Source organism: Opitutus terrae PB90-1 (genome assembly GCF_000019965.1).
Taxonomy (GTDB): domain Bacteria; phylum Verrucomicrobiota; class Verrucomicrobiia; order Opitutales; family Opitutaceae; genus Opitutus; species Opitutus terrae.
The window spans coordinates 4024004-4045664 of the sequence record NC_010571.1; the positions used below are offsets into that span (position 1 = coordinate 4024004).

Annotated in this window: 20 protein-coding genes; 11 read left to right on the plus strand and 9 right to left on the minus strand. The window is 64.9% G+C overall.

The features are described 5' to 3' along the window. Nucleotides 1-57: 57 nt before the first annotated feature. Entirely contained in the window at nucleotides 58-759 is a 702-nt protein-coding gene (locus OTER_RS15640; RefSeq protein ID WP_237702369.1) for a metallophosphoesterase, read from the minus strand. A gap of 64 nt (nucleotides 760-823) precedes the next feature. Between OTER_RS15640 and OTER_RS15645 the strand changes: the two genes are divergently transcribed. Further along, a complete protein-coding gene (locus tag OTER_RS15645) occupies nucleotides 824-1471 on the plus strand; it encodes a hypothetical protein (RefSeq protein WP_012375900.1) in 648 nt (215 codons plus the stop codon). Nucleotides 1472-1524: 53 nt separating this feature from the next. Here OTER_RS15645 and ppk1 read toward each other — a convergent pair whose 3' ends face one another. Beyond that, nucleotides 1525-3708 (minus strand): polyphosphate kinase 1, encoded by a 2184-nt coding sequence (gene ppk1, locus OTER_RS15650; protein WP_012375901.1) that lies wholly within the window; start codon nucleotides 3706-3708, stop codon nucleotides 1525-1527. A gap of 159 nt (nucleotides 3709-3867) precedes the next feature. Here ppk1 and OTER_RS15655 point away from each other — a divergent pair, with 159 nt between their 5' ends. Beyond that, nucleotides 3868-5001 (plus strand): glycoside hydrolase family 5 protein, encoded by a 1134-nt coding sequence (locus OTER_RS15655; protein ID WP_012375902.1) that lies wholly within the window; start codon nucleotides 3868-3870, stop codon nucleotides 4999-5001. A 129-nt stretch (nucleotides 5002-5130) separates the two neighbouring features. Here the strand turns inward: OTER_RS15655 and OTER_RS15660 are convergent, their stop codons facing one another. The 4 genes from OTER_RS15660 to OTER_RS15675 all read right to left on the minus strand — a co-directional run bounded on the left by OTER_RS15660 (nucleotide 5131) and on the right by OTER_RS15675 (nucleotide 10716). Further along, nucleotides 5131-6783 carry a SpoIIE family protein phosphatase gene (locus OTER_RS15660; RefSeq protein WP_148218146.1) on the minus strand — a complete coding sequence of 551 codons (1653 nt, stop codon included), beginning with the start codon at nucleotides 6781-6783 and terminating at the stop codon, nucleotides 5131-5133. A gap of 167 nt (nucleotides 6784-6950) precedes the next feature. After that, the gene (gene pepF, locus OTER_RS15665; protein WP_148218147.1) at nucleotides 6951-8825 is read right to left on the minus strand and encodes an oligoendopeptidase F; all 1875 of its coding nucleotides are present in this window, start codon (nucleotides 8823-8825) and stop codon (nucleotides 6951-6953) included. A gap of 135 nt (nucleotides 8826-8960) precedes the next feature. Further along, on the minus strand, nucleotides 8961-10064 hold the full coding sequence (gene ychF / locus OTER_RS15670) for a redox-regulated ATPase YchF (RefSeq protein WP_012375905.1): 1104 nt from the start codon (nucleotides 10062-10064) through the stop codon (nucleotides 8961-8963). A gap of 73 nt (nucleotides 10065-10137) precedes the next feature. Beyond that, complete coding sequence (locus OTER_RS15675) at nucleotides 10138-10716, minus strand: hypothetical protein (protein ID WP_012375906.1); 579 nt, start codon at nucleotides 10714-10716, stop codon at nucleotides 10138-10140. Nucleotides 10717-10832: 116 nt separating this feature from the next. Here OTER_RS15675 and OTER_RS15680 point away from each other — a divergent pair, with 116 nt between their 5' ends. From OTER_RS15680 to rplS, 4 genes are all read left to right on the plus strand, one after another. Next, nucleotides 10833-11321: a DUF456 domain-containing protein gene (locus OTER_RS15680; protein ID WP_012375907.1), complete on the plus strand. Its 489-nt coding sequence runs from the start codon at nucleotides 10833-10835 to the stop codon at nucleotides 11319-11321. A gap of 191 nt (nucleotides 11322-11512) precedes the next feature. Then, nucleotides 11513-11794, plus strand: a complete 282-nt coding sequence (rpsP, locus tag OTER_RS15685; RefSeq protein WP_012375908.1) for a 30S ribosomal protein S16 — start codon at nucleotides 11513-11515, stop codon at nucleotides 11792-11794. 120 nt (nucleotides 11795-11914) lie between these two features. After that, nucleotides 11915-12589: a tRNA (guanosine(37)-N1)-methyltransferase TrmD gene (gene trmD / locus OTER_RS15690; protein ID WP_012375909.1), complete on the plus strand. Its 675-nt coding sequence runs from the start codon at nucleotides 11915-11917 to the stop codon at nucleotides 12587-12589. Between the two features lie 10 nt (nucleotides 12590-12599). Further along, nucleotides 12600-13034 carry a 50S ribosomal protein L19 gene (rplS, locus tag OTER_RS15695; RefSeq protein ID WP_012375910.1) on the plus strand — a complete coding sequence of 145 codons (435 nt, stop codon included), beginning with the start codon at nucleotides 12600-12602 and terminating at the stop codon, nucleotides 13032-13034. Nucleotides 13035-13220: 186 nt separating this feature from the next. Here the strand turns inward: rplS and OTER_RS15700 are convergent, their stop codons facing one another. Beyond that, nucleotides 13221-13871 carry a ThuA domain-containing protein gene (locus OTER_RS15700; protein ID WP_012375911.1) on the minus strand — a complete coding sequence of 217 codons (651 nt, stop codon included), beginning with the start codon at nucleotides 13869-13871 and terminating at the stop codon, nucleotides 13221-13223. A gap of 347 nt (nucleotides 13872-14218) precedes the next feature. Next, nucleotides 14219-15322 carry a Gfo/Idh/MocA family protein gene (locus OTER_RS15705; RefSeq protein ID WP_012375912.1) on the minus strand — a complete coding sequence of 368 codons (1104 nt, stop codon included), beginning with the start codon at nucleotides 15320-15322 and terminating at the stop codon, nucleotides 14219-14221. Nucleotides 15323-15631: 309 nt separating this feature from the next. Here OTER_RS15705 and OTER_RS15710 point away from each other — a divergent pair, with 309 nt between their 5' ends. From OTER_RS15710 to OTER_RS15720, 3 genes are all read left to right on the plus strand, one after another. After that, nucleotides 15632-16048, plus strand: a complete 417-nt coding sequence (locus OTER_RS15710) for a hypothetical protein (RefSeq protein ID WP_012375913.1) — start codon at nucleotides 15632-15634, stop codon at nucleotides 16046-16048. A 58-nt stretch (nucleotides 16049-16106) separates the two neighbouring features. After that, the gene (locus OTER_RS15715) at nucleotides 16107-16598 is read left to right on the plus strand and encodes a methyltransferase family protein (RefSeq protein ID WP_012375914.1); all 492 of its coding nucleotides are present in this window, start codon (nucleotides 16107-16109) and stop codon (nucleotides 16596-16598) included. A 103-nt stretch (nucleotides 16599-16701) separates the two neighbouring features. Next, nucleotides 16702-17031 carry a DHCW motif cupin fold protein gene (locus OTER_RS15720; RefSeq protein WP_012375915.1) on the plus strand — a complete coding sequence of 110 codons (330 nt, stop codon included), beginning with the start codon at nucleotides 16702-16704 and terminating at the stop codon, nucleotides 17029-17031. 227 nt (nucleotides 17032-17258) lie between these two features. Here the strand turns inward: OTER_RS15720 and OTER_RS15725 are convergent, their stop codons facing one another. Further along, nucleotides 17259-19184 (minus strand): CocE/NonD family hydrolase, encoded by a 1926-nt coding sequence (locus OTER_RS15725; protein ID WP_012375916.1) that lies wholly within the window; start codon nucleotides 19182-19184, stop codon nucleotides 17259-17261. 219 nt (nucleotides 19185-19403) lie between these two features. On the opposite strand from OTER_RS15725, the gene OTER_RS15730 reads away from it, so the two are divergent. Both OTER_RS15730 and OTER_RS15735 read left to right on the plus strand, forming a co-directional pair. Next, entirely contained in the window at nucleotides 19404-20441 is a 1038-nt protein-coding gene (locus OTER_RS15730; protein WP_083767754.1) for a LacI family DNA-binding transcriptional regulator, read from the plus strand. Between the two features lie 109 nt (nucleotides 20442-20550). Beyond that, entirely contained in the window at nucleotides 20551-21660 is a 1110-nt protein-coding gene (locus OTER_RS15735; RefSeq protein ID WP_158305454.1) for a family 43 glycosylhydrolase, read from the plus strand. Nucleotide 21661 lies beyond the last annotated feature (1 nt).

Here is a 21661-nt window from a genome sequence, read left to right on the forward strand (position 1 = left end):
GGGTTTTCGCCGAAACCAAAAGCGCGGAATACGCTCCGACGTGCGCGAAGCCGGCGGCTACGGCTGGTAGTAGACTTCGTGCGCCTTGACCTGCACGAGCTTCTGCTCCGGCAGGATGCATGCCGTCAGTCGGCCGCCCATCGCACAGGCGGTGTCGATGCCGAGCGACCACTTCAGTCGCGCGACCTGCGGTCGGGACGTGTGTCCGTAAACCACGAACGGCGGCCCCTGCCAGAGCGTCGACCAATGCGGGCAGTTCGGCGCTTCGGAGCGTTTTCTTGGATTGCCGTCCCGGTCGATGTTCTGGACGCGCGTGACGATCCGCGCCGGCTGCTGCCGCCACGGCAGATCCGGCAAAAATCCACCGTGCACCAGCACGACGCCATCGCGCCGGTCAAAATAGGTCAGCGGCATCGCCGCCATGTAGGCCCAGTCGCGCCGGCCGAGTTGCTTGAGCGTGTCGTAGTCGCTCTTCTTCAGGTGCGTGGGGTCGCTGGTCTTGCGGTAGTTCAGCAACCGCAGTTCGTGATTCCCCAACAGCGAAAGATGCGCCTGCTCGCGCGCGAGGGCCAGGACACGTGCGCTCTCCGGTCCGCGATTGATCAGATCGCCGAGGAGCACGACACGATCGCCGCGCTGGAGCTCGAGCTTGTTGAGGAGTTCCTCGAACTCGCGCGCGCACCCGTGGATGTCACCGATCGCAATGAGCCGGCCGTTCATGAGCTTGGGTCTGCCGCTGATCTGGCGGACAGCGGCCACGGACCGCAAGATTTCGGTGCATTTTCTTTGAGTTCGCTTTTCGGGCCGGTAAACACGAGCCGCAATGGAACTGACTCTCCATCCGCTCGCCAAAACCTGTCGCGTGTCCGGCCGCGCTTTCGCCGAGGGCGATCGCGTGATCTCGCGGCTCGTGCGGGAGGCCAGCGGCGAGATCGCGCGGCACGACGTGCTCGCGAGCGAGGATGCGGGTTACGCTCCGCCGGCGTTCATTTTCTGCACGTGGGCGGTGCCGTTCAAAGCCCGCCGCGCGGAAGAGAATCCGGACCGGGCGATGAAGCTCACGGCGGAGAACCTGTTCGTCACGCTGGCCGATCCGCTGGCGGAACCCGATGAGGCGAACACACCGTTGCTGCAATTTTTGGCGCTGATGCTGGAGCGGAAGAAAATCCTCCGGCCGCGTGGTTTGACCACGGACCGCATGCGGCAGGTCTATGAGCACGCGAAAACCCACCAGCGCTACGAAATCCCGGCCGGCACGCTGGACGTGGCCTTCTTCGTAAAAATCCAGGGCCAGCTCGATCTGCTTGTCGGCGGGCCGAAGCGAGCACAGGAGCCGCAGCCGCCTGCGGCGCCCGCGAACGAAAGTGGCGCGAACGTCTCGACAGGGAGGAACGAAACCGCGACGAGCGCCGGCGCGGAAACCTCGACGACCGCGGGCGTGCCCGTGCCGCCAGCGGAGCGATCCGAGTAGCGGCGGGGCGGATTCCACCGGCCCCGGCAGATGCTGGACGCGCTCGCGCCGCTTCACGGCACGACAGGCGCCGGCGCGGCCACGACCGGCGCCACCGCGCGCAGCCCGGCGGCGGCCATGAAATAGCGCTGGGCGCAAAAACCCGGCTCGCCCGGCGGGCGCGTCGGCGGACGATAACTCCCGTCCGGCTGAAGCTCGCGCGCATCCTCGTTGTCGCGCAGCTCGATCGGCAGCAGGTCGTCGATGATGCGCTGGCGCAGTTCCGGATCGTAAATCGGAAACAGCGTTTCGACGCGGCGGAAGAAGTTGCGCGACATCCAGTCGGCGCTGCCGCAGTAGACCAGCGGTTGACCGCCGTTTTCGAAATAGAACGTGCGGGCGTGTTCGAGAAAGCGGCCGACGATGCTGCGCACGCGGATGTTCTCGCTCAACCCCTTCACACCCGGACGCAGACAGCAGGTCGCACGCACAATCAGATCGATCTGCACCCCGGCTTGCGACGCGGCGTAGAGATTGTCGATAGTCACCTGGTCGACGAGCTTGTTCATCTTCGCCATGATCCGCGCGGGCTTGCCGGCCGCGGCGTTGGCGGCCTCGGCGGCGATCAGCTCCTGGATGCGCGCATGCAGGTTAAAGGGCGCCACCAGCAGCTCGCGGAATTCCGGCGTGCGGCCGGCGCCGGTCAGCGTGTTGAAGAGCTGGGCGACTTCGCTGGTGATCGCTTCGTTCGTGGTGAAAAAGCTCAGGTCGGTGTAGAGCCGCGCGGTCTTGGGGTTGTAGTTGCCGCTGCCGAGGTGCACGTAACGGCGCAGCGCGTCGCCCTCGCGCCGCACGACGAGGCTGCACTTGCAATGGGTCTTGTGGCCAATGAGCCCGTAGACGACGTGCACGCCGGCGTCCTCCATCTGGCGCGCCCAGTGAATGTTGTTCGCCTCGTCGAACCGCGCCTTCAACTCGACCAGCGCGGTCACCTGCTTGCCGTTGATCGCCGCATCCATCATCGCGCGCACGATGGGCGAATCGCCGCTGGTGCGGTAAAACGTCTGCTTGATCGCGAACACGTCGGGGTCGCGCGCCGCTTGCTCGACGAAATCGACGACGGGCTCGAACGAGTCGTAGGGGTGATGCAGCAGAAACTCGCGCGCGCGAATCGCCTCGAAGATCGAGGCGTAGCTGCGCAGCGCCGGCAACTCGGCCGGCGTGAACGGCGGAAACTTCAGGTCCGGCCGGTCGGTCGTCTCGTAGAGGCTCATCAGCCGCAGGAAATTGAGCGGACCTTCGAGCCGGTAGGCGTATTCCGGCGACAAGCCGAGATAGCCGCAGAGCATCGTGAAGAGCCCTTCGTCCACGCCGGCCTCGATCTCGAGCCGCACGGTCGCGCCGCGCCGGAGGTTACGGAGTTCCTCCTCGATTTTCTTGAGCAGGTTTTCGGCTTCCTCGTCGTCGATGTAGAGATCGCTGTTGCGCGTGATGCGAAACGCGTGGGCGCTGTTGACGCGATACCCCGGGAACAGCGCGCCGGCACAGAGCTTGATGATCTCGCTCAAAAAAATGTAGCGGCCGGGACGGCCGCGCTGCGGCTCGATCTGAACGATGCGCGGGAGAATCCGCGGCACCGGCAGCAGAATCATGAGGTTCTCGTTGTCCGGCGTGTCGGGGTTGTCGAGCGACACGAGCACGTTGAGCGTTTTGTTGCCGATCTGGGGGAACGGATGCGCCTGGTCGATGGCGAGGGGCGTGAGCACCGGCAGCACCTGCGCTTGGAAATACTGCCGCACCCACGCGTCCTCCTCGGGCGTGAGCCGCGTCGCGTGGTGGAACAGAATGCCTTCCTTGGCGAGCGCCGGCACGAGTTGCTCGTGCCAGCAGCGATACTGGTCGTGCACGAGCGCGGCGGCCGAGGCTTGCACGCGTTTCAGCTGCTCGCGCGGCAGCAGGCCGTCGAGACTAAGTTCGCCCGCCACGGCATCCACCTGCTGCATCAGCCCGGCGACGCGGATCTCGAAGAACTCGTCGAGGTTGGAGCTGACGATGGCGAGGAACTTCACGCGCTCGAGCAATGGGTTCACCGGGTTGCAGGCCTGGTCCAGCACGCGCCGGTTGAACGCGAGCCAGCTCTGCTCGCGATTGGCGTAGGCGGAACGGTCGGCGTCGTGCGGCGAGAGTCGGCGGATCGACTTGCCCTCAGCCGCGGGAATCCGGGCGAGCTTGCGGGGGCGTTTTACCACGGAGGTCATTTCGTGTGCGGAAGATGCAACGTAAGGCGACCAGCGGCTGAGACCAGCCGATAGGAGGTCGTCACCAGAATGTCACACAACCCCGCCGGCGCAACGTCCGCGAACGATGCCGGCCGCCGGGCGATTTGAATTGTTGGCCATGGGTGTCTACGCTGCTGCATGAAAGCGTGGATTTTCGGGATGTGTGTGCTTGGCGGGCTGCTGCCGGCGTGGCTGCGTGCAGCGGAGGAAAAGATTTCACCGACGGCGCAGGAATTGATGGAGGAAGGAGAGGAGCGGCGGGAATACACCTTCAAGCGCGGGGTGAACATTTCGCACTGGCTCTCACAAAACTCGCCGGCGCGGCCCTTCGCCGCGCCGTGGTTCGACGAGGAGGACGTGAGCTGGATTGCGCGGCAGGGCTTTGATCACATCCGACTGCCGGTGGACCTTCGCCAGTGCCTCAGGGCCGACGGCACGCTGGATCCGGAGAAGCTGAAGCCGATCGAGGAAGCGATCTTCTGGACGGGCAGTCGGGGACTCGGGCTCGTGCTGGATGCGCATTTTCTGCCGGGTGCGGACTTCAATGCGGTGGACGGCGACAAGCGCGTGTTCACCGATGAAAAGTTGCAGGAGCAGGCGGCGGAGATCTGGCGCGAACTCAGCCGGCATTTCCTCGATGAAGGTCCGTGGCTGCGGTTTGAGATTCTGAACGAGCCGGTGGCGGCGGAGAACGAGCAGGTCAACGCGTTCATGCGGCGCATGCTCACGGCGATCCGCGAAGGCAATCACCAGCGCGTGGCTTATGTGACGTCGAACCGCTGGAGCAGCTTCGAAACGGTGCGCGACGTGGTTCTGCCGGAGGATCCACACGTGGCGCTGACCCTGCACTTTTATGAGCCGATGGTGTTCACCCATCAGCGTGCCCCGTGGGCTGGCTTCAAGGGGACGCTGCCGCCGGTGAATTTTCCCGGCAAGGCTCCGGCCGTGGACGGCCACACGCTGCCGCACTACAACCTTGGCGTCGTGGCGGGCACGGAGCTGACGGTCGAACAAATCGCCGCGGCGTTCGCGCGAGTGGAGGCGTGGGCGCGCGAGCACGCGCCGAAGACCGAGATCTATTTGGGCGAGTTCGGCGTCTATCGCGCGGCCGATCCTGCGTCGCAGCGGCGTTGGATCCGTGCGGTGGTCGAGCAATGCGAAAAGCGCGGCTGGGGCTGGGCGGTGTGGGACTACCAAGGCGGCTTTGCAGTGCGCGATGCCGACGGCCGGCCGACGCCGGTACTGGAGGGACTTTTCCCGGAGCAAAAATAATGGAAGTGATGAGGGCGGCGAAAACGGGTCCAGACTGACTGTAGCCGAGGTCGCTGACCGCGGCGGGATCTTCCGTCGCGACATGAACGACCGGGCTCGACGAGCCCGGCTACATCCTTCCGCGCCCTGCTAGATTTCGTACGACACCGTCTGCACGGGGCAAACGAGGCCCGTGCACTCCAGCGTCACGAGACAGACGTCGTCCTCGAAGATCGAATGGCCCGAGAACGTCGCGAGGTCCCGCACCAATCGGGCGCAGACTTCCTCGCCACTCTGGCCGATGCTGTCCTGCAGGAATCCGATCAGCCGGCTATCGCCGTAGATCTGGCCGGCGGCATCGGGCGCTTCGATGACGCCGTCGGTGTAGCCGAGGAAGAGATCGCCGGGTTCGATCGTGCACTCGCGGCGCGTGTAGCCGAAGTTGGCCACCAGTCCGGCCGCGGGCTCGGGGTCCTCCGACGACAGCCGCACGACCGTGCCGGTCGCGGCGCGGCGGATCAGCGGCGAGGGGTGGCCGGCGTTGCCGTAGGAGAGGGTGTTCGTGGTCGTGTCGAACACGCCGAAAAAGGCCGTGGCGAACACCGGCTGCCCGGTGCGCTCGAGGATCGGCGCGAGACTGTGGTTGATCTCGGCGAGCACGTGCGCGGGATTTTCCGCGCGTTCGCCCAGTTCGCCGACGACGCCGCGAATCAGCGCTGTCAGCAGACCGGCACGCACGCCGTGGCCCATCACGTCGCACACCAGGACGCCGCATTTCGTGTCGGAGAGCTGCACGATGTCGAAGAAATCGCCGCCGAGCGTCGTCGCGGGAATGTAGCGGTGGGCGAAGCGCAGCGCGCTCGCCTCGGCCGGCACGCCGCGCGGAAAAACCGGATACGCGCGCGGGAGAAACGTTTCCTGTACCTGGCGCGCCATGCGCACGTCCGCCTCCATTTCGTTGGTGCGGCGTTGCAGCTCCTCTTCGGCCAGCTTGCGGCGCGTGATGTCGTGGCTGATTCCGACCAGGCCGATGATGTGCTGCTCGAGATCGCGCAGCGGCACCTTGGTCGTGAGCGACCAGTGGAGCTGGCTGCCGGCGCCGAAGTCGGACTTTTCCTGGTTGAGGATCGGCGTGCCCGTCTCGAGCACCTGCCGGTCGTCACTGAACGCCTGCCGGCCGCGCTCGTTGCTGAAGAAGTCGAGAATGGTTCGTCCGGTGGCCTGTTCCTGGCCCTCGAGTCCGAGCATGGCGAGGTGTGCGACATTATTGAGCAGGTAGCGCGACGCGGTGTCCTTGACGTAGACGCGCGCCGGCAGGTGATCGATGATCGTGCGCAGCAGGTTCCGCTCTTCGACGAGCCGCTCCTCCGCCAGCTTGGCCGCGGTGGCGTCGCGCGTGACGCCGAAGGTGCCGATGATCCGCCCGGATTCGTCGCGCCACGCCATCTTCGTGGCCGAGCCCCAGGCTACGCTGCCGTCCTTCATCGTGAGCTTCTCGACCTTGGCCACCATGGGCACGCCCGTGCGAATGATTGCTTCCTCTTCCGTGCGCGCCACGTCGGCGTGCACCGCCGCGAACAAATCGTGGTCGGTCTTGCCGATGATCGATGCCGGCGAATCGAAGCCGTGCCACCGCGCGTAGGCCTCGTTCACGCGCACGAATCGGCTCTCCAGGTCTTTGAAGTAGATCCGGTCCGGCAGCGTGTCCATGAGGACGCGCAGGATCGACGAATCCAGCGCCGCACCGGTCGGCAAAGGGTGGGCGGGGGAGCGGGGCGTGTTTTTGGAGGGAAGGTCGGACACGGGAAGAGAAACGCGCGGGCAGCCTGCCCGCCGCCGATCGCATCAACCACGCAAACGATGCCGCGCGACTTTGGCAACGCTGCGCTGGGTTGCATGCGCGGACCGGGCGATGCGTGGTCGTCCCGTCCACCGCGGCGGGGTCCGGAGACCCGCCCTACAGGTGCGAGTTAGCGATTCCGCTTCGCTAGGATCGCCTCGATCTGATCCATGATCGAGTTCATCCGCGCGACGAGCGCGCGGTAGGGCGCGGGTGTGGCGAGATCGACGCCGGCGCGCTTCACCAGTTCGTAGGGATGATCGGAGCCGCCGGCTTTCAACAAACCGAGATACGTGTCCACGGCGCCGGGTTCGTGCGCCAGGATTCGGTCGGCGAAGGCCGTGCCGGCCGCGATCGAGGTGGCATACTGATAAACGTAGAAGCGGCGGTAGAAATGCGGGATGTAGGCCCACTCGACGGTGACGAGATCGTCGATCTTCACGACGCCCTGAGCGTCGCCGTGATACCGTCGCAGAATGTCGCCGTACATCTGGCTCAGCTTGGCGCCGGAAAGCGAATTCCCCTTCTCGACGGCCTCGTGGATCGCCAACTCGAACTCGGCGAACATCGCCTGGCGGAAGAACGTGCCGCGCATGTTCTCCAGCGCGGAGCCAAGATAGTAGAGTCGCTCGTCGTCGGATTGCGCGACCTTCAGCATGTGGTCGAGCAGGAGGACCTCGTTCTGCGTCGAGGCGATTTCCGCGGTGAAGATCGAGTAGCGCGCGTCGGGCGACGGCTGGTTGGCATTGGCGAGCAGCGAATGCACGCCGTGGCCCCACTCGTGCGCCAGCGTCGAGAGCGACTCATAGTCGTCGTTGTAGTTCATGAGCACGTAAGCGTGCGCGTTGTGCACGCTGCCGTTCATGTAAGCGCCGGCGCGCTTGCCGGGCTGCGGATAATAGTGCGTGTAGCGACCGCTCAGGCTGTCCGCGAAAAGCTTCTGGTATTCGGCGCCGAGGGGCGCGACCGCGTGGATCGCGAGATCCCTACTGGTCGAGAGCGGGAATTTTTTGTCCAGCGCGACGATCGGCGGATAGATGTCCCAGTAGTGCATTTCGCTCACGCCGAGCATGCGCGCGCGCAGCTTGAAGTAGCGGTGCAGCGTGGGGAGATTCGCGTTGGTCTCGGCCAGCAGCGTGCGATACACCGCTTCCGGAATGTTGTCGGCGTCGAGCGCGGCGGCGAGGGTGCTGGGATACTTACGCGTGCTCGCATTGAACCAATCGGTCTTCATCTGCGAGAAGAGCGTCACGCCGAACGTGCGCTCGTAGTCGCGGACCTTTTTCCAGAATGCGTCAAACACGGCCTCGCGGTCGGCGCGGTTGGCGCTCGCACGCCAGCGCGCATAGCCGGATTGGTCGAGCCGGGCCTCGGTGCCGTCGGAGAGCTTGATCGTGGGCCAGGGCATGTCGGCGTTGGCCAGGATGCCATAGAGCGAGCCCGGCGTGCCGGTGACCAGACTGGCGGCGGAGAGCACGCCTTCGGCTTCGCGTCCGAGCGTGTGCGGCGCGGCGCGCAGCACCTCGAGCAGCGAAAACCGGTACGGCTTAAGGCCGGGCTCGCGATCGAGGAAGCCGCGAATCTTCTCTTCGCCGACGACGAGCAACTCCGGATCAATGACGCTCATGGCTTGGGCGAACTGGGTGCCAAGCAACCCGAGTTCCTGCGTGCGCTCGAGCGCCGCGGAGTTGCGCGTGTTCTCGTCAAGCACCAGCGAAGCATAGACGGACAGACGGACGAATTCGTCGCGCAAGCCTTGCACGAAATCCATCGCCTGCAGGAGCGTGGCCGCACTCTCGCCGAGCCGGCCTTCGAAATCCTTGATCTTCGGAATGCCCGCTGCGACCCGGTCCTTGGCCGCGCGCCACGCCGCTTCGTCGGCGTAGAGCGGCGTGAGATCCCACGTCGTGCCCGGATCCGCGGCGGGTGCGGCCGAATCCGCGGCGTGGAGCAGGGGAGAAAACCAGGGCAGGGTGGCGAAGAACATCAGTCGCAGAGATTTCATGGTTGCCGCTCACAGTGCTGGAGATGCGCGTTGAAACCAGCGCAAAAGCAGCGCTCCAGCGCAGCGCGCCACCCTGTAACCCTATGAGGTTACGTCGTGCCCAGGCGGACGGCGGTCGGACGGGAGCGGGCCTGGCTAGACGTTGAACCGGAACAGTGCGACGTCGCCTTCCTGGAAAACGTAGTCCTTGCCTTCGAGCCGGTATTTGCCGGCTTCGCGCGCGGCCGCGACGCTGCCCAGCCGCGCGAGGTCGGCGTAGGAGACGATCTCGGCCTTGATGAATCCCCGCTCGAAATCGGTGTGGATCACGCCGGCGGCCTGCGGCGCCTTCCAGCCTTTCTTGATCGTCCACGCGCGGACTTCCTTTTCACCGGCGGTGAAGTAAGTCTGCAGACCCAACAGATCGTAGGTCGCGCGGATCAAGGACGAAACGCCGGAGTCTTCGACGCCGAGATCCCGCAGGAAGGCCTTCGCTTCGTCCGGCGGCAGGTCGATCAGCTCGGCCTCGATCTTCGCACTGATCGGCACATAGGCGGCGTCGTGGTGGTGGGCCACGTAGTCGGCGACCTTGCGGACAAACGGATTTTGCTCGGCCGTGGCAAGGTCGCTCTCGGCGACGTTGCAGGCGAAGAGGACGGGCTTGGCGGTGAGGAGCTGGAAGAGCTTCATCAACGCGGTCTCCTCGGGCGTGGCGGGGAGCAAGTTGGCGGTCTTGCCGGCATTGAGATGCGGCTGGAGTTTTTCGAGCAGTGCGAGCTCGGCGATGCCCTCCTTGTCGCCGCCGCGCGCCTTTTTCTGGGCTTTTTCGATCCGCTTGGCGACCGCGTCGAGGTCGGCGAGCACGAGCTCGGTCGTGATCACCTCGATATCGCGGACGGGATCGATGCCGCCCATCGTGTGCACCACGTCGGGATCCTCGAAGCAGCGGACGACCTGCACCACGGCGTCGACCTCGCGGATGTTCGCGAGGAACTGGTTGCCCAGCCCTTCGCCCTTGCTGGCGCCGGCGACGAGTCCGGCGATGTCGACGAACTCGATGGCCGCGGGGACGGTCACACTCGTTTTGGAGATTTTCGAGAGCGGCTCCAGGCGATCGTCGGGCACGGTGACGACGCCGACGTTCGGGTCGATGGTGCAAAAGGGGTAGTTGGCCGCCTCCGCCTTGCGCGAGCGGGTGAGGGCGTTGAACAGGGTGGATTTGCCCACGTTGGGCAGACCGACGATACCAGCTTTGAGCATAAGCGGAGCAACGTCTCGTGCGCCGTCGGTGTGGTCAACGGAAAAGCCGGACGTCGCGGAGCTGCCGCGGGCTCTACTCGACCTTGAAAGTGAAGAAGTCGCGGTAGAGCACGATCTTGAAGTCGTCGGTGTCCTTCACGTAGAGGCGCACGTCGTAGTCGCCGGGCCGAAGAAATACGCCCAATTCAGCGTCGTAGCCGCCGTCCGCATCGCTCGTGAAATCCAGGAAGTCGTAGTAGTTCTCGGCCTCGTTGCCCGGCACCGGCGTGGGCAGGAGCGTGTTGCCCGCCTTCTGCGGATTGCCGTTCAGCGTCAGCACATAGGCGTGGTTCGGCAGCAGATCGTGCAAGGTAACGCGGCAAATGAAACCGCCCGTGAATCGGCGATGGTAGCGGACCGCGCCACCGGTTTTCGCCGAGATGCGCTTTCCGTATTGCGGAAAGTCGACGATCGGCAGCTCGGTTTCGTAGGCTTTGGCCTGGGCACGATCGCGCTGATAGCTGGACCAGAACCGCGCGTGCGTAGATTCGCTGGGCGCCGCCGCGTGCCCGATGGGCCGAACGTCCTGGCGGCTGAAGACGGAGAGGGGCTCAGCGGAAGCGCTGGTCACGAGCGCGCAGGCCGCCGCGAAAACGGGGAGGAATCGTTTCATGGGCGGAAGCACGACGGCGACGCTGGCGGGAGGATGCGAAGCTTCACGCGGGCCGCCGGCGTTTGCGCGCCTTGACTTGCTCGCAACCGAATCCTCGCCAGCTGTGTCTCATCCACATGCTCGAAATTGCGACTTGGACGCTCACCGTGCTGCTGATGCTGACCGGGCTGGCCGGCGTGGTGGTGCCGATTCTGCCCGGCACGACGCTGATCTTGATCGGCGTGATCGTTCACCGGCTGATCCTCCCGGCGGACGTGTCCTGGCTGGTGATCGGCTTCATCGCGATATTCTGGCTCTTGTCGGTGATCGCGGACATCGCGGGAGTGATCATCGGCACGCGCTGGTTTGGCGGGAGCAAGTGGGGGATGGCCGGCGCGAGCGGCGGCGCGCTGGTGGGCGTGTTCTTTTCGCTGCCGGCGCTGATTTTGGGCACCATCTTTGGCGCGATGGCCGCGGAAAAGCTGCTGGCGAAAAAAACAGGCAGTCAGTCGTTGAAAGCGGGGCTCGGCGCGGCGACGGGATTCGTGATCTCGACCGTCGCGCGACTGGGCTGTGCGGTGGTGATGATTGCACTGTTTCTGATCGCGGCGCTGCAACGTGGCTGACGACTACGACTCGCGACCGGCGGTGCTCGGTACGTCGCGCGGCGCGCCACGGAACCACAGCCAGTGAGGCTCACCCGGCTAAACGCTTACCGCCTACCGCCCATGGCCGTGAACACACGCTTGACACCGGCGCGGCGGGGCGGTCTTGTCCTCAGCTTTTTAACGCAAGAACGCTCCGCTAAACATCAGTCATGGCTCTCAAAATCCGTCTCACCAAGGTTGGCTCCGTGCATCAGCCGCTCTATCGCGTCGTCGTCGCCGAAGCCCGTTCGCGTCGCGATGGCGATGCCGTCGAAAACCTCGGCACCTACACGCCCAAGAGCAAGGGCAGTCCGATCAAACTCAACATGGAGCGGGTCGACTACTGGCTGAGCAAGGGCGCGCTGCCCACCAACACGATGCACGCCATGATCAAGAAGGCGCGCCGCAGCGCTGCCGCCCAAGCCGAGGCCGCCCCGGCCGCGAGCGCCTGAGCGAAGTCTCGATCATAGCCCACCGCTGAGTCGGTGGTGCGAACAAGCCTCGGATCGCTCCGGGGCTTTTCTGTTTTCTGACTTTGCCTCCGGCCGCCACTTGGCGTCTGATCCTGCTCCATGCCGCTGAAAATTGATGTCCTGACGCTGTTTCCGCGGATGCTCGATGGCTTCCTGGCCGAGAGCATCCTCGGCAAGGGCATTGCGGCAGGCCGGCTGGGCGTGACGGTGCACGATCTGCGCGGGTGGACGACCGACAAGCATCGGACGGCGGACGACCGGCCGTTCGGCGGTGGAGCGGGCATGGTGATGAAACCGGAACCGGTTTTCGCGGCGATCGAGCAGTTGCAGACGCCTGGCTGCCGCCGGATCTATCTCACGCCCGACGGCGTGCCGTTCTCGATGCCGCTGGCGAAGGAACTCTCGGAGCAGCAACACCTCGTCATCCTCAGTGGCCATTACGAGGGGATCGACCAGCGGATCCGCGAGCGGATCATCGACCAGGAGATCTCCATCGGCGATTACGTGCTCACCAACGGCACGCTCGCGGCCGCGGTGGTGATCGACGCGCTGGCGCGCTTCATTCCGGGCGTGCTGGGCGAGGAAAAGTCATTGACGCACGAATCCTTCACCAGCAAGTTGCTCGACTTTCCTCAATACACGCGTCCCGCCGAATTTCGGGGCATGTCTGTCCCGGAAGTTCTCCTCTCCGGCAACCATGCCGAGATCGAGAAATGGCGGCACGCGCGGCAGGTGGAAAAGACCCGTCAGGTCCGACCCGATTTACTCACATAAAGCCAAAGCCATGAACCCGATCATCAAGGAAATCACCTCCGCCCAGGTGAAAAAAGACATCACGCCGTTCAAAGTCGGCGACGGCGTGCGCGTGCACACGAAGGTCCGCGAGGGCGACAAGGAGCGCGTGCAGATCTACTCCGGTATCGTTATCGCGCGGAAGGGCCATGGCATTCACGAGACGTTCACCGTCCGTCGCATCAGCTACGGCGAGGGCGTCGAGCGCGTGTTCCCGGTCAATTCGCCGAACATCGTAAAGATCGAGGTCGAGCGTGAGTCCGAGAACATGAAAGCCCGGCTCTACTACCTCCGCGAGCGCACCGGCAAGGCCGCCGTCGCGATCAAGGAAAAGGATCGTTCGGCGCTGATCCACGCGGCCAAGGTCGCGGGGGCGGCGGCGACGACCGAAGCGGCTCCTGCCGCCCCGGCGACTCCGGCGAGCTGAGCGCACAATCAGTTCTACTTTCAAAGGCGAGCCGCCCGGCTCGCCTTTTTCATTGGACGCAGCCGACCGTCGCGACGGGCTGGTCGGGTGCAACAAGCCTGCCTGGACGACAGACTCCACCTACGATCAGGCCTCGTCGCCCGGCGCTGGACACTCAGCTCTCGGCTTTCGACTTCTTCCGGTGCCTCACCGCGCCGCCCAGACCATGCCGCGCAGCGTGATCTCGAGCTGTTCCGGCACCGTCTCGAACTCGCGTCGCTGATGTCCGAGCGACGAGAAAAACACGCGACCGGCCCCGTGCTGCTTCTTCCACACGCACGGCATCACGACCCCGGCGATCCACGGCGCAGTCGGCGAAGGCGTCATTGTGGTCGTGGCGAGCACCTCGTTCCGCGGATCGACGAGCATGTAGTACTGCTCGCTGTGCACCTTGAAATCGGGAATGCCCGCGGTGATCGGGTCGGTGCGATTCACGATGTTCACGGTGTAATCCTTGATGTTCTCCGGATGCGCCACGAACTGCCCGCCGACCATCCACTGAAAAGCGATGTGACCGCGAAACGCATCGCCCATGCCACCGTGAAATCCCGCGAGCCCGGTGCCGGCCATCACCGCCGCGACGAGGTTTTTTTCCTGCTGCTCGGTGATGCTGCCCATCGTCCAGATCGGGACGATGAGCGAAAAAGCGGCCGTGCGCGCGGCGTCATCGAAAATGTTCAACGAATCCTGCACCTGCACGGCGAGCCCGCGGTTCGTCAGGTGGGCGGCAAAGAAATCGGCGCAGGCTTTTGGTTCGTGACCTTCCCAGCCACCCCAGACGATCAATGCAGTTTTCATGGCGTGCAGTGAATGGCCGCAAGAAGGCACAGAAGCCCCCAGAAGACCAGAACGGAGGGGCAGTGGGGGGAAGTTGAGAGTTGAGGGATGAGACTTGAGAGATCGGGAAGCGAATTTTCCTCGATCGATTCGAAGCTCCGGGCATTCCGTCAACAACTCGGCCAGCAGCCGAGAGCCGAGAGCCGCAAGTCGCAGAAAACCACGTTGAGGTCGCGAGATCGGGGTAGGGCGGGCATTCCGCTGCCCGCCGGGAGGCTGCGTGGCGCTCGCGGCGCTCAGGGAGTGAGCGTCTACCACCGCTCTCAACCCTCAACTCTCATCTCTCAACTCCTTCGCTCCCGACTCGCTCACTCATCCAGCTCGTTGGGCGCAAGTCCGACCGGGAGCGCGGCCGGCCGTTCGCAGCGGCTCTTGATCTTCACGTGCCGCCCCGTGCGCGACGATTTTTCAAAGGCTTCCATGATCTCGAGCACGTGCTGCGCGAGTGCGCCGCTGGCGCGGTGCGATCGCTCCCGACGCAGAATCGAACACGCCATGTCCGCCGCGCCCGAGCCGCGTCCGCGCTCCACGGTGTGCGTGGGCGCGAACTCGCGGAACTCGTCGCTCTTCGCATCGCGGATGCGCACCGCGCCGTCGAACCGGTTCGGATCGGGCGCCTCCAAGGTGCCCTCGGTGCCGAACACCAGCAGCCGCGGCAGCGGGTAGGGCCAGGTATCAAAGCTCGTCACGATCGTGGCGCTGCCGCCGTTCACGAATTCCAACACGCCGGCCACGTGCGTGGGCGTCTCGACCGGGATCTTCGTGCCGGCCAGCGGCTGGCTGGTGATCAATCGCTCCGTAAAGGCGGACTGCGTCGAGCCGCACACCCGCGCGACCGGACCCAGGAAGTTGATCAGCGCGGTGAGATAATACGGGCCCATGTCGAACATCGGACCGCCGCCTTTCTGGTAATAAAACTGCGGACTCGGGTGCCAGGTCTCATGTCCACGCGAGAGCATGAACGCCATCGCGGAGACCGGCCGGCCGATCGCGCCATCGTCGATGGCTTTCCGCGCCGTCTGCAGGCCGCCGCCGAGAAACGTGTCGGGCGCGCAGCCGACGAGCAGAGCACGTTCGCGGGCGAGGGCCAGCACCGACGCGCCGGCGGTGGAATCAAGTGCGAAGGGCTTTTCCGCATACACGTGCTTGCCGGCCTGCAGCGCCGCGGTGTTCACCTCCGCGTGCGCGACGGGGATTGTCAGGTTGATGACCAGTTCGATCTGCGGGTCGCGCAGGAGTTGCTCCACGCTGCAGGCGCGCACGCCGTGCTCGCGTGCTTTCGCTTCGGCACGCGCCTGGTCGAGGTCCGCACACGCGACGATCTTCAGCATCGAATAGGCCTGGGTGCCGCTGAAATACGCGTCGCTGATCTTGCCGCAACCGATGAGGCCAACTGAGACGGGACGGGACATTCGCCCAGAAACGGCCGAACGCTCTGCCCCGTCAAGCGCCGCCGTCGAAGCGACAGGATGAACGCGTCGACCCCGTCGTGCAGCGAGGAGGAAAAGTCCCTGGATAGCGCGCATCGCGCTTTTCCGACCTGGGCGGGACAGCCGTGCCACATGGCTCGGGCGTCGCGCCCGTGGGTTAGCCGGAAAGTGAAAGGCCGGAGCGAACTGTAACGAGGCGGTGGACGGCGTCGTCTGACGGAGCAGCATCATCTTTTTGCCGCCCGGCGAGCGCCGGGATGGCGCGAGGGTGGTGTCGTTACCCATCGCCCCATGAAGAAACTTCTCTGTCTCGTCTGCGTGCTCGTCGTCGCGCCGATCGCCTCTGCTGCTGATGGCGTGGGCGTGTTCCAGGCCGGTCTGCGCGATTTCCAAATCAACGGCGCCGATGCGCTTCTCGGCACCTGGTATGGCACCGATGCCGATCAGGAAAGACTCGCCCGGCTGCGGGAACGGCTGAACAAGCTGAGCCGCGAGCTCGGGCCGGTCGTCGATACGCAGGTGTTCGCGCCGCACAGCCTCGGGCGGCACGTGCAACGACTCTACGGGGTGCTCTACTTTCAGAAGCGACCGCTCTGGCTGCGCGCCGATTTCTACGAGATCAATGGACGGAGTGGATTCGTCGCGCTGGAGTTTTCACTCGTGCCGGACGACGTGCTGCCGCTGACGTGGGTGACGCTGCGCGAGTGAGCCCGGGCTCTGGCGTAGGATTGCAGGCTGAGGCGGACCGTGAAGGCTGCTTCGTGGGATGCACGCCGTGACCGACGCCAAGCTCGCTTTCCGCGCCATCGTGTCCTTCGCGGCGCTGCCGGGCATCGTTGCGGGCGTGATTCCGTGGGTGATCGCGTGGGGTCAACCGCACGCGGAGCACGCGTGGATTTTGGGTATGGTTGTTCTGGTGCTCGGCGGTATCGGATTGGGCTGGTGCGTGCGCGACTTTTTCCTGGCGGGTCGCGGAACACTGGCGCCATGGGATCCCCCGCGGCAACTCGTGATCGTCGGGCTTTATCGCTTCGTGCGAAATCCGATGTATCTGTCGGTGCTGCTGGTCGTGGCGGGGTGGGGCTTGTTCTTCGGTTCGTGGGCGCTGGCGACGTATGCGGCGGTCCTGGCGGTCGGGTTCCATTTGCGCGTGGTGTTGCACGAGGAGCGCTGGCTGGCGCGGCAGTTTCGCGACGAGTGGACCCGCTACACGCGCGAGGTGGCACGCTGGATGCCGAAGTGGCCGCACGACGGCTGAAACGGCTGTATCGCAGGTTCTGGTGCGGCGGTGATCGCACCACGACCGCCGGGGCGTTGCGTCGGAACGGCGCACAGGATCACCTACACCGAAAGACACGACGATGAAAATGACGCAGATCCCGTTTGGCGTGACCGACTGGTCGACGGTGAAGCCCGAGCGCAAAGCTGGTGAAACCGGATGGGCGGATTGGCGGGTTTGCCAGTTCGGCAATATTCGCGTGCGGATGCTGGAGTATTCCGCTGGCTACCGGGCGGATCACTGGTGCGAGAAGGGGCACATCCTACTCTGCATCGAGGGCGAACTGGTGACGGAGCTCAAGGACGGGCGGCGGTTCGTCATGCGGCCCGGCATGAGCTATCAGGTTGCGGACGGGGCCGAGCCGCATCGCTCGTCCACGACGACCGGCGCCAAGCTGTTCGTGGTGGACTGAACCGGTGTCACTGGATCAGCGACGCCCGGGTCGCTGTTGAGAGTGCATGCAACAGACGTGGTGCGGGTGCTTGGGTTGTAGGCCCGCTCGGTGAGCGGGCGCCCGGCCACCGGCCGGGCCTAAAGGGATACGGCCTCGCCAACTGGACGCGACGAGGGCGTCGCGTCTCCATGCAGAGATTCTCAGCTACGATGCGGAATCACGGGCGAGACGCCCGTGCCACGCCATCAGCGGCGTCGGAGTACAGGCAAGTCGATCCGGCTGGCGTGCGCGGACGTGTGATAGATCCGCTGCGTGGCTTTCACGTAGTCGCCCGGTTTCGCGAAGAAGAGGTTCTCCACGTAGCTCTGCGGATTCCGATCGTAGAGTGGAAACCAGCTGGACTGGATCTGCACCATGATCCGATGACCCGGCAGGAACGTGTGATTCGCGTGCGGCAGCGCGAATTCATACGCGAGCGGCTGATTCGGCGCGAGCGGCTGCGGATGCTCGAAGCTATCCCGGTAGCGGCCGCGGAAGATATCCATGGCAATCCCGAGTTGGTAGCCGCCGAGCTCCGGTTGAACCGGGTATTCCGGCGGAAACACGTCGATGAGTTTCACGACCCAATCGCTGTCCGTGCCGCTGGTGGACGCGACGAGGTGAACGAGCGGAGCACCGCCGATCTGCAGCGGTTCGTGCAGCGGCTCGGTCACATAGGTGAGCACGTCGGGACGGTCGGAGAAGGGACGTTGATCCTCCACCAGCCAGCGTTGCCACCGCGGCTGATCTGCGAATCGGATCGGCCGCGGGAGGTAGGGGACCGGCTTCGCGGGATCGGAGACGTACTCATCGTAAGCGGCGTCGGTGGATGAGGCCGAGCCCGCGGGCGCAGCGAAGTCGAGGTGGAATCGTGGCGCCAGGTAGAGCGGGCGGGTCTCGACGCTCCAGTGCGGATCGCGATCCGCCGGCCACGACTGGAACCGCTGCCAGCGCTTCTCGCCGGTGTTGTAGATCAGCACCGGCGGCGTGTCGGCTTTGGCCGCGCCGGGCTTCAGATACTGATCGAAGAACGGCCGCAGGATATCGCGGCGAAACTCGCGCGCCGTGTCGCCGTCGAAGGCCAGTGGCCCGAGCTTGGAGCCGTTGCCGTTGACCTGGCTGTGTCGCCACGGACCGAGGACGAGGAAGTTCTTGTCGTTGGCCGTGTCCTTCTGTTCGACGACGGGATAGGTGTGCACCGTGCCCCACATATCCTCTTGGTCCCACAGCCCCTGCAGCCACATCGTCGGAACGGTAAGCGGCTTTTTCGCCAGTAGCCGGTCGACCGCCTGTTCCTGCCAGAACGCATCGTAGGCGGGATGCTCGGTGAGCTTGCGCCACCACGGGAGCTGCTCGAGTCCGGCAGCGCGGCCGAAGTCGCCGGCGGAACCGGCCGCGAGGAAGTTCTCATAGTCGTCGTAGCCGCGCCGGAGGATGCCGGGGCCGGCCTTTTTCTCGGCGGTGGCAAAGGTGTAATAGTCGATCGTCGCCTGCCGGAACGCGCCGTAGTGAAACCAATCGTCGCCCATCCATCCATCGACCATGGGGCTTTGGGGTGCGGCGACCTTCAGCGCCGGATGCGGATCGAGCAGCGCCATGGCGGTGGTGAATCCCTCGTAAGACGAGCCGATCATGCCGACGCTGCCGTTCGACTCCGGGACGTTTTTCACCAGCCAGTCGATGGTGTCCCAGGCGTCGGTGGTGTGATCGATCCCGCTGTCGTTGAGTGGACCGCGCGCCGGGCGGGTCATGACGTAGTCGCCCTCGGAGCCGTATTTGCCGCGCACGTCCTGCCAGACGCAGATGTAGCCGCCCTCGACGAACACATCCTCGCCCTCGGGCAGGATCGCGAGCATCGAGGGTGATTCGGCGCGCGACGTCCGCTTGGTGGCGTTGTAGGGCGTGCGCTTGAGGAGGATGGGGGCGTGTTGCGCGCCGCGCGGGACGACGATGACGGTGAACAGCTTCACGCCGTCGCGCATCGGGATCATCACCTCGCGCTTTTCGTAGTCGCAGAGATCGGTCGGCGTGGTGAACTTTTGCGGGATGTCCGGCGTCAGCGGCGCCGTCGCGGCGCACAGTACCGGCGCGGTGAGCAGGATCCCGAGGAGGATCGAGAGCGGGAGCTTCATGTGGTGCGAAAACTGGAACGGAAGAAGCCTTCGTGAGCGAGCCTTCAGCCGATGTCTTGCCACGCAGCGACCAAGGATTCCCCGCAGCACAGCACGCCACGCCGGGGCACGAGTCTGGCGATTCTCCCACTCAGCGTTTGCGGCTAGCGTTCGTCGGAGTCTCGGGTACGGTCGGCATCGGCACTGCGGTCCGCATCGCCCGAGTCCGGGGAACGTCCAATGTCACAAGAAACAACGCTTCAAGATGTGGCCCGCGCCGCGGGAGTTCATCGGTCCACCGTGGCCATGGCGCTGCGGGACAGTTCCAGAATCTCGCTGCCGCAACGCCGCAAGATCCAAGACCTCGCCCGAAAAATGGGTTACCGGATCAACCCGCTCGTTGCCGCTCTGATGAAAAGTCGCCGCTCGGGCACGCCGCTCAAGGCGGCCGCGATCGCCTATGTGACCTGTTACCCGACGCGATGGGGATGGCGACCGCCGCACATTGATCGTCCCGACTACTTCCCGGGCGCCGAGGCTCGAGCGGCGAAGCTGGGCTATCGACTCGATCATTTCTGGCTCGCCGAGCCCGGCATGAAAGTGGAGCGCTTCTGCGATATTCTTCAGAACCGCGCGATCCATGGCGTGCTCTTGGGCCGCCTGCCGCCCGGCTTGCACGAAATGGAACTGCTGTGGGATCGCTTCTCGTGCGTCGCGCTCGGTCGCACGCTGCACCGGCCGCAGCTGCACCGTGTCACCGAGGATCATTTTGCCAGCTGCTCGCTCGCGGTCGATCGGTTGCTGGCTTTGGGATATCGGCGCATTGGCCTGGTGTTTTCCGAACCTGACGACAGCCCCGGCGTCGGCGACCGCTGGCTGGGCGCGTTCGCGCGGAAACAGATGTCGATGGCCCCCCGCGATCGACTGCCGTGCCTTTGGCATGAAGCCGCTCAGCCGTCCCCGGCCGCGTTTGAACAATGGTATCGGGGCTGCCGCCCCGAGGCCATCCTGGCCACCCAGGCGGAGCCCGTGCTCCAGTGGCTCGATGGGATGGGGAAGCAGGTCCCGCGTGACGTCTCGGTGGCGACGCTGGTGAACGATCACCTGGACCGTGGCTGGGCCGGAGTGCATTCGGACCCGGATCTCATGGGCTCGCTCGCGACGGAAATGCTCGTCGGGTTGATGCATCGGAGCGAGACCGGGATTCCGGCCGCGCCGCACGAGGTGCTTCTTCCGGGCGAGTGGAGAGACGGCGCGACCTGTCGCCGCGCGTCGTAGGGTCGACTTCTGTCGGGATGCGGCGGTGAGGTCGTGCTCGACGATGCGAGCGGCAGAACGGTGGCAGCGGTCCAAGATTGGTAGCAGTGAGTCACTATCCCCCGCGCTGATGTCTCTCCGACGCCCCACGCCCCGTCTTTTTGTTTGCCAACTTCGGCTCGCGCTCGTGCCGATGCTGATCACGCTCCCCGCCGCCATGTCCGTGGCGGCTGAGGCGGGCGAACCGGCGCTCACCACGCCCGGCAAACCGTACAGCACGAAGTCCGTCTGGGAGTATTCGAATGTTGGTGAGCCACCGATTCCTCCCGTCGAGCCTTTGATCGAAGTGGGATTGCGGGACACCGCCGTGACTCGCGGCGCGGACGGCAACTATTACATGACCGGTACGATCGGTCCGGATTTCATGACGGCGAACGAGGGGATTCCGCTCTGGCGTTCGCCCGACCTGAAAAACTGGGAGTATCTCGGGCTCGTGTGGACTTTTGAACGGGATGGCACCTGGCAGAAGGAATGGACCGTGAAGAATGGCGTGCGCCGCCGCGCCGTCTGGGCGCCGGAGATTCACCACCTGCGCGGCACGTTCTTCATCACCTACAGCATCACCGGACTTGGCACCGGCATTCTGCGCAGCACCACCGGCCGCCCGGAAGGGCCCTACGTGAGCGCCCATACGCCGGATGCGCCGCTCACCTCGGGCATCGATGCTTCGCTTTTCGTCGAGGACGATGGCGCCGTCTATTTCGTTTTCGGCAGCGGATACCTGGCTCGGCTCAAGGATGACTTGAGCGCGCTCGCCGAGGATCCTGTCCGCCTGCGCTGCACGCCGGCCGACACCGACATCGAGCATCACCATCCTGCGCGTCCCTGCCGAATGGATCAGTTCGACCATGTCGGCTACGAGGGCGTGTTCCTTTTCAAACGGAACGGACGCTACTACCTCTCCGGCGCCGAGCGGTACTACGAGCGCTACCATTGCATGACGGCGGAGTCGACGACCTTGCGCGGGCCGTATTCCGCTCGCTACGTGTCGGTGCCGCACGCCGGTCACAACACGTTCTTTCAGGACCACGAAGGACGCTGGTGGAGCACGATGTTCGGCAACGACCCGCAAGCGCCGATTCAAAAACGTCCGGGCATTCTTCCTGTGAAATTCGACGCCAACGGTCATATCGTGCCCGTGGTCGCCGGGCAGCCATGGACGCCACGAAAGCGAAGCTGAT

What these genes read in the sequence shown, in the direction of transcription:
- rplS (WP_012375910.1), top strand. Translation starts at nt 12,600, where the DNA reads ATGAACCCGATCATCAAGGAAATCACCTCCGCCCAGGTGAAAAAAGAC.
- OTER_RS15735 (WP_158305454.1), top strand. Translation starts at nt 20,551, where the DNA reads ATGTCTCTCCGACGCCCCACGCCCCGTCTTTTTGTTTGCCAACTTCGG.
- ppk1 (WP_012375901.1), bottom strand. Translation starts at nt 3,708, where the DNA reads ATGACCTCCGTGGTAAAACGCCCCCGCAAGCTCGCCCGGATTCCCGCG.
- OTER_RS15720 (WP_012375915.1), top strand. Translation starts at nt 16,702, where the DNA reads ATGAAAATGACGCAGATCCCGTTTGGCGTGACCGACTGGTCGACGGTG.
- OTER_RS15725 (WP_012375916.1), bottom strand. Translation starts at nt 19,184, where the DNA reads ATGAAGCTCCCGCTCTCGATCCTCCTCGGGATCCTGCTCACCGCGCCG.
- OTER_RS15730 (WP_083767754.1), top strand. Translation starts at nt 19,404, where the DNA reads ATGTCACAAGAAACAACGCTTCAAGATGTGGCCCGCGCCGCGGGAGTT.
- trmD (WP_012375909.1), top strand. Translation starts at nt 11,915, where the DNA reads ATGCCGCTGAAAATTGATGTCCTGACGCTGTTTCCGCGGATGCTCGAT.
- OTER_RS15680 (WP_012375907.1), top strand. Translation starts at nt 10,833, where the DNA reads ATGCTCGAAATTGCGACTTGGACGCTCACCGTGCTGCTGATGCTGACC.
- OTER_RS15655 (WP_012375902.1), top strand. Translation starts at nt 3,868, where the DNA reads ATGAAAGCGTGGATTTTCGGGATGTGTGTGCTTGGCGGGCTGCTGCCG.
- OTER_RS15705 (WP_012375912.1), bottom strand. Translation starts at nt 15,322, where the DNA reads ATGTCCCGTCCCGTCTCAGTTGGCCTCATCGGTTGCGGCAAGATCAGC.
- OTER_RS15700 (WP_012375911.1), bottom strand. Translation starts at nt 13,871, where the DNA reads ATGAAAACTGCATTGATCGTCTGGGGTGGCTGGGAAGGTCACGAACCA.
- ychF (WP_012375905.1), bottom strand. Translation starts at nt 10,064, where the DNA reads ATGCTCAAAGCTGGTATCGTCGGTCTGCCCAACGTGGGCAAATCCACC.
- OTER_RS15715 (WP_012375914.1), top strand. Translation starts at nt 16,107, where the DNA reads ATGCACGCCGTGACCGACGCCAAGCTCGCTTTCCGCGCCATCGTGTCC.
- rpsP (WP_012375908.1), top strand. Translation starts at nt 11,513, where the DNA reads ATGGCTCTCAAAATCCGTCTCACCAAGGTTGGCTCCGTGCATCAGCCG.
- OTER_RS15645 (WP_012375900.1), top strand. Translation starts at nt 824, where the DNA reads ATGGAACTGACTCTCCATCCGCTCGCCAAAACCTGTCGCGTGTCCGGC.
- OTER_RS15675 (WP_012375906.1), bottom strand. Translation starts at nt 10,716, where the DNA reads ATGAAACGATTCCTCCCCGTTTTCGCGGCGGCCTGCGCGCTCGTGACC.
- pepF (WP_148218147.1), bottom strand. Translation starts at nt 8,825, where the DNA reads ATGAAATCTCTGCGACTGATGTTCTTCGCCACCCTGCCCTGGTTTTCT.
- OTER_RS15710 (WP_012375913.1), top strand. Translation starts at nt 15,632, where the DNA reads ATGAAGAAACTTCTCTGTCTCGTCTGCGTGCTCGTCGTCGCGCCGATC.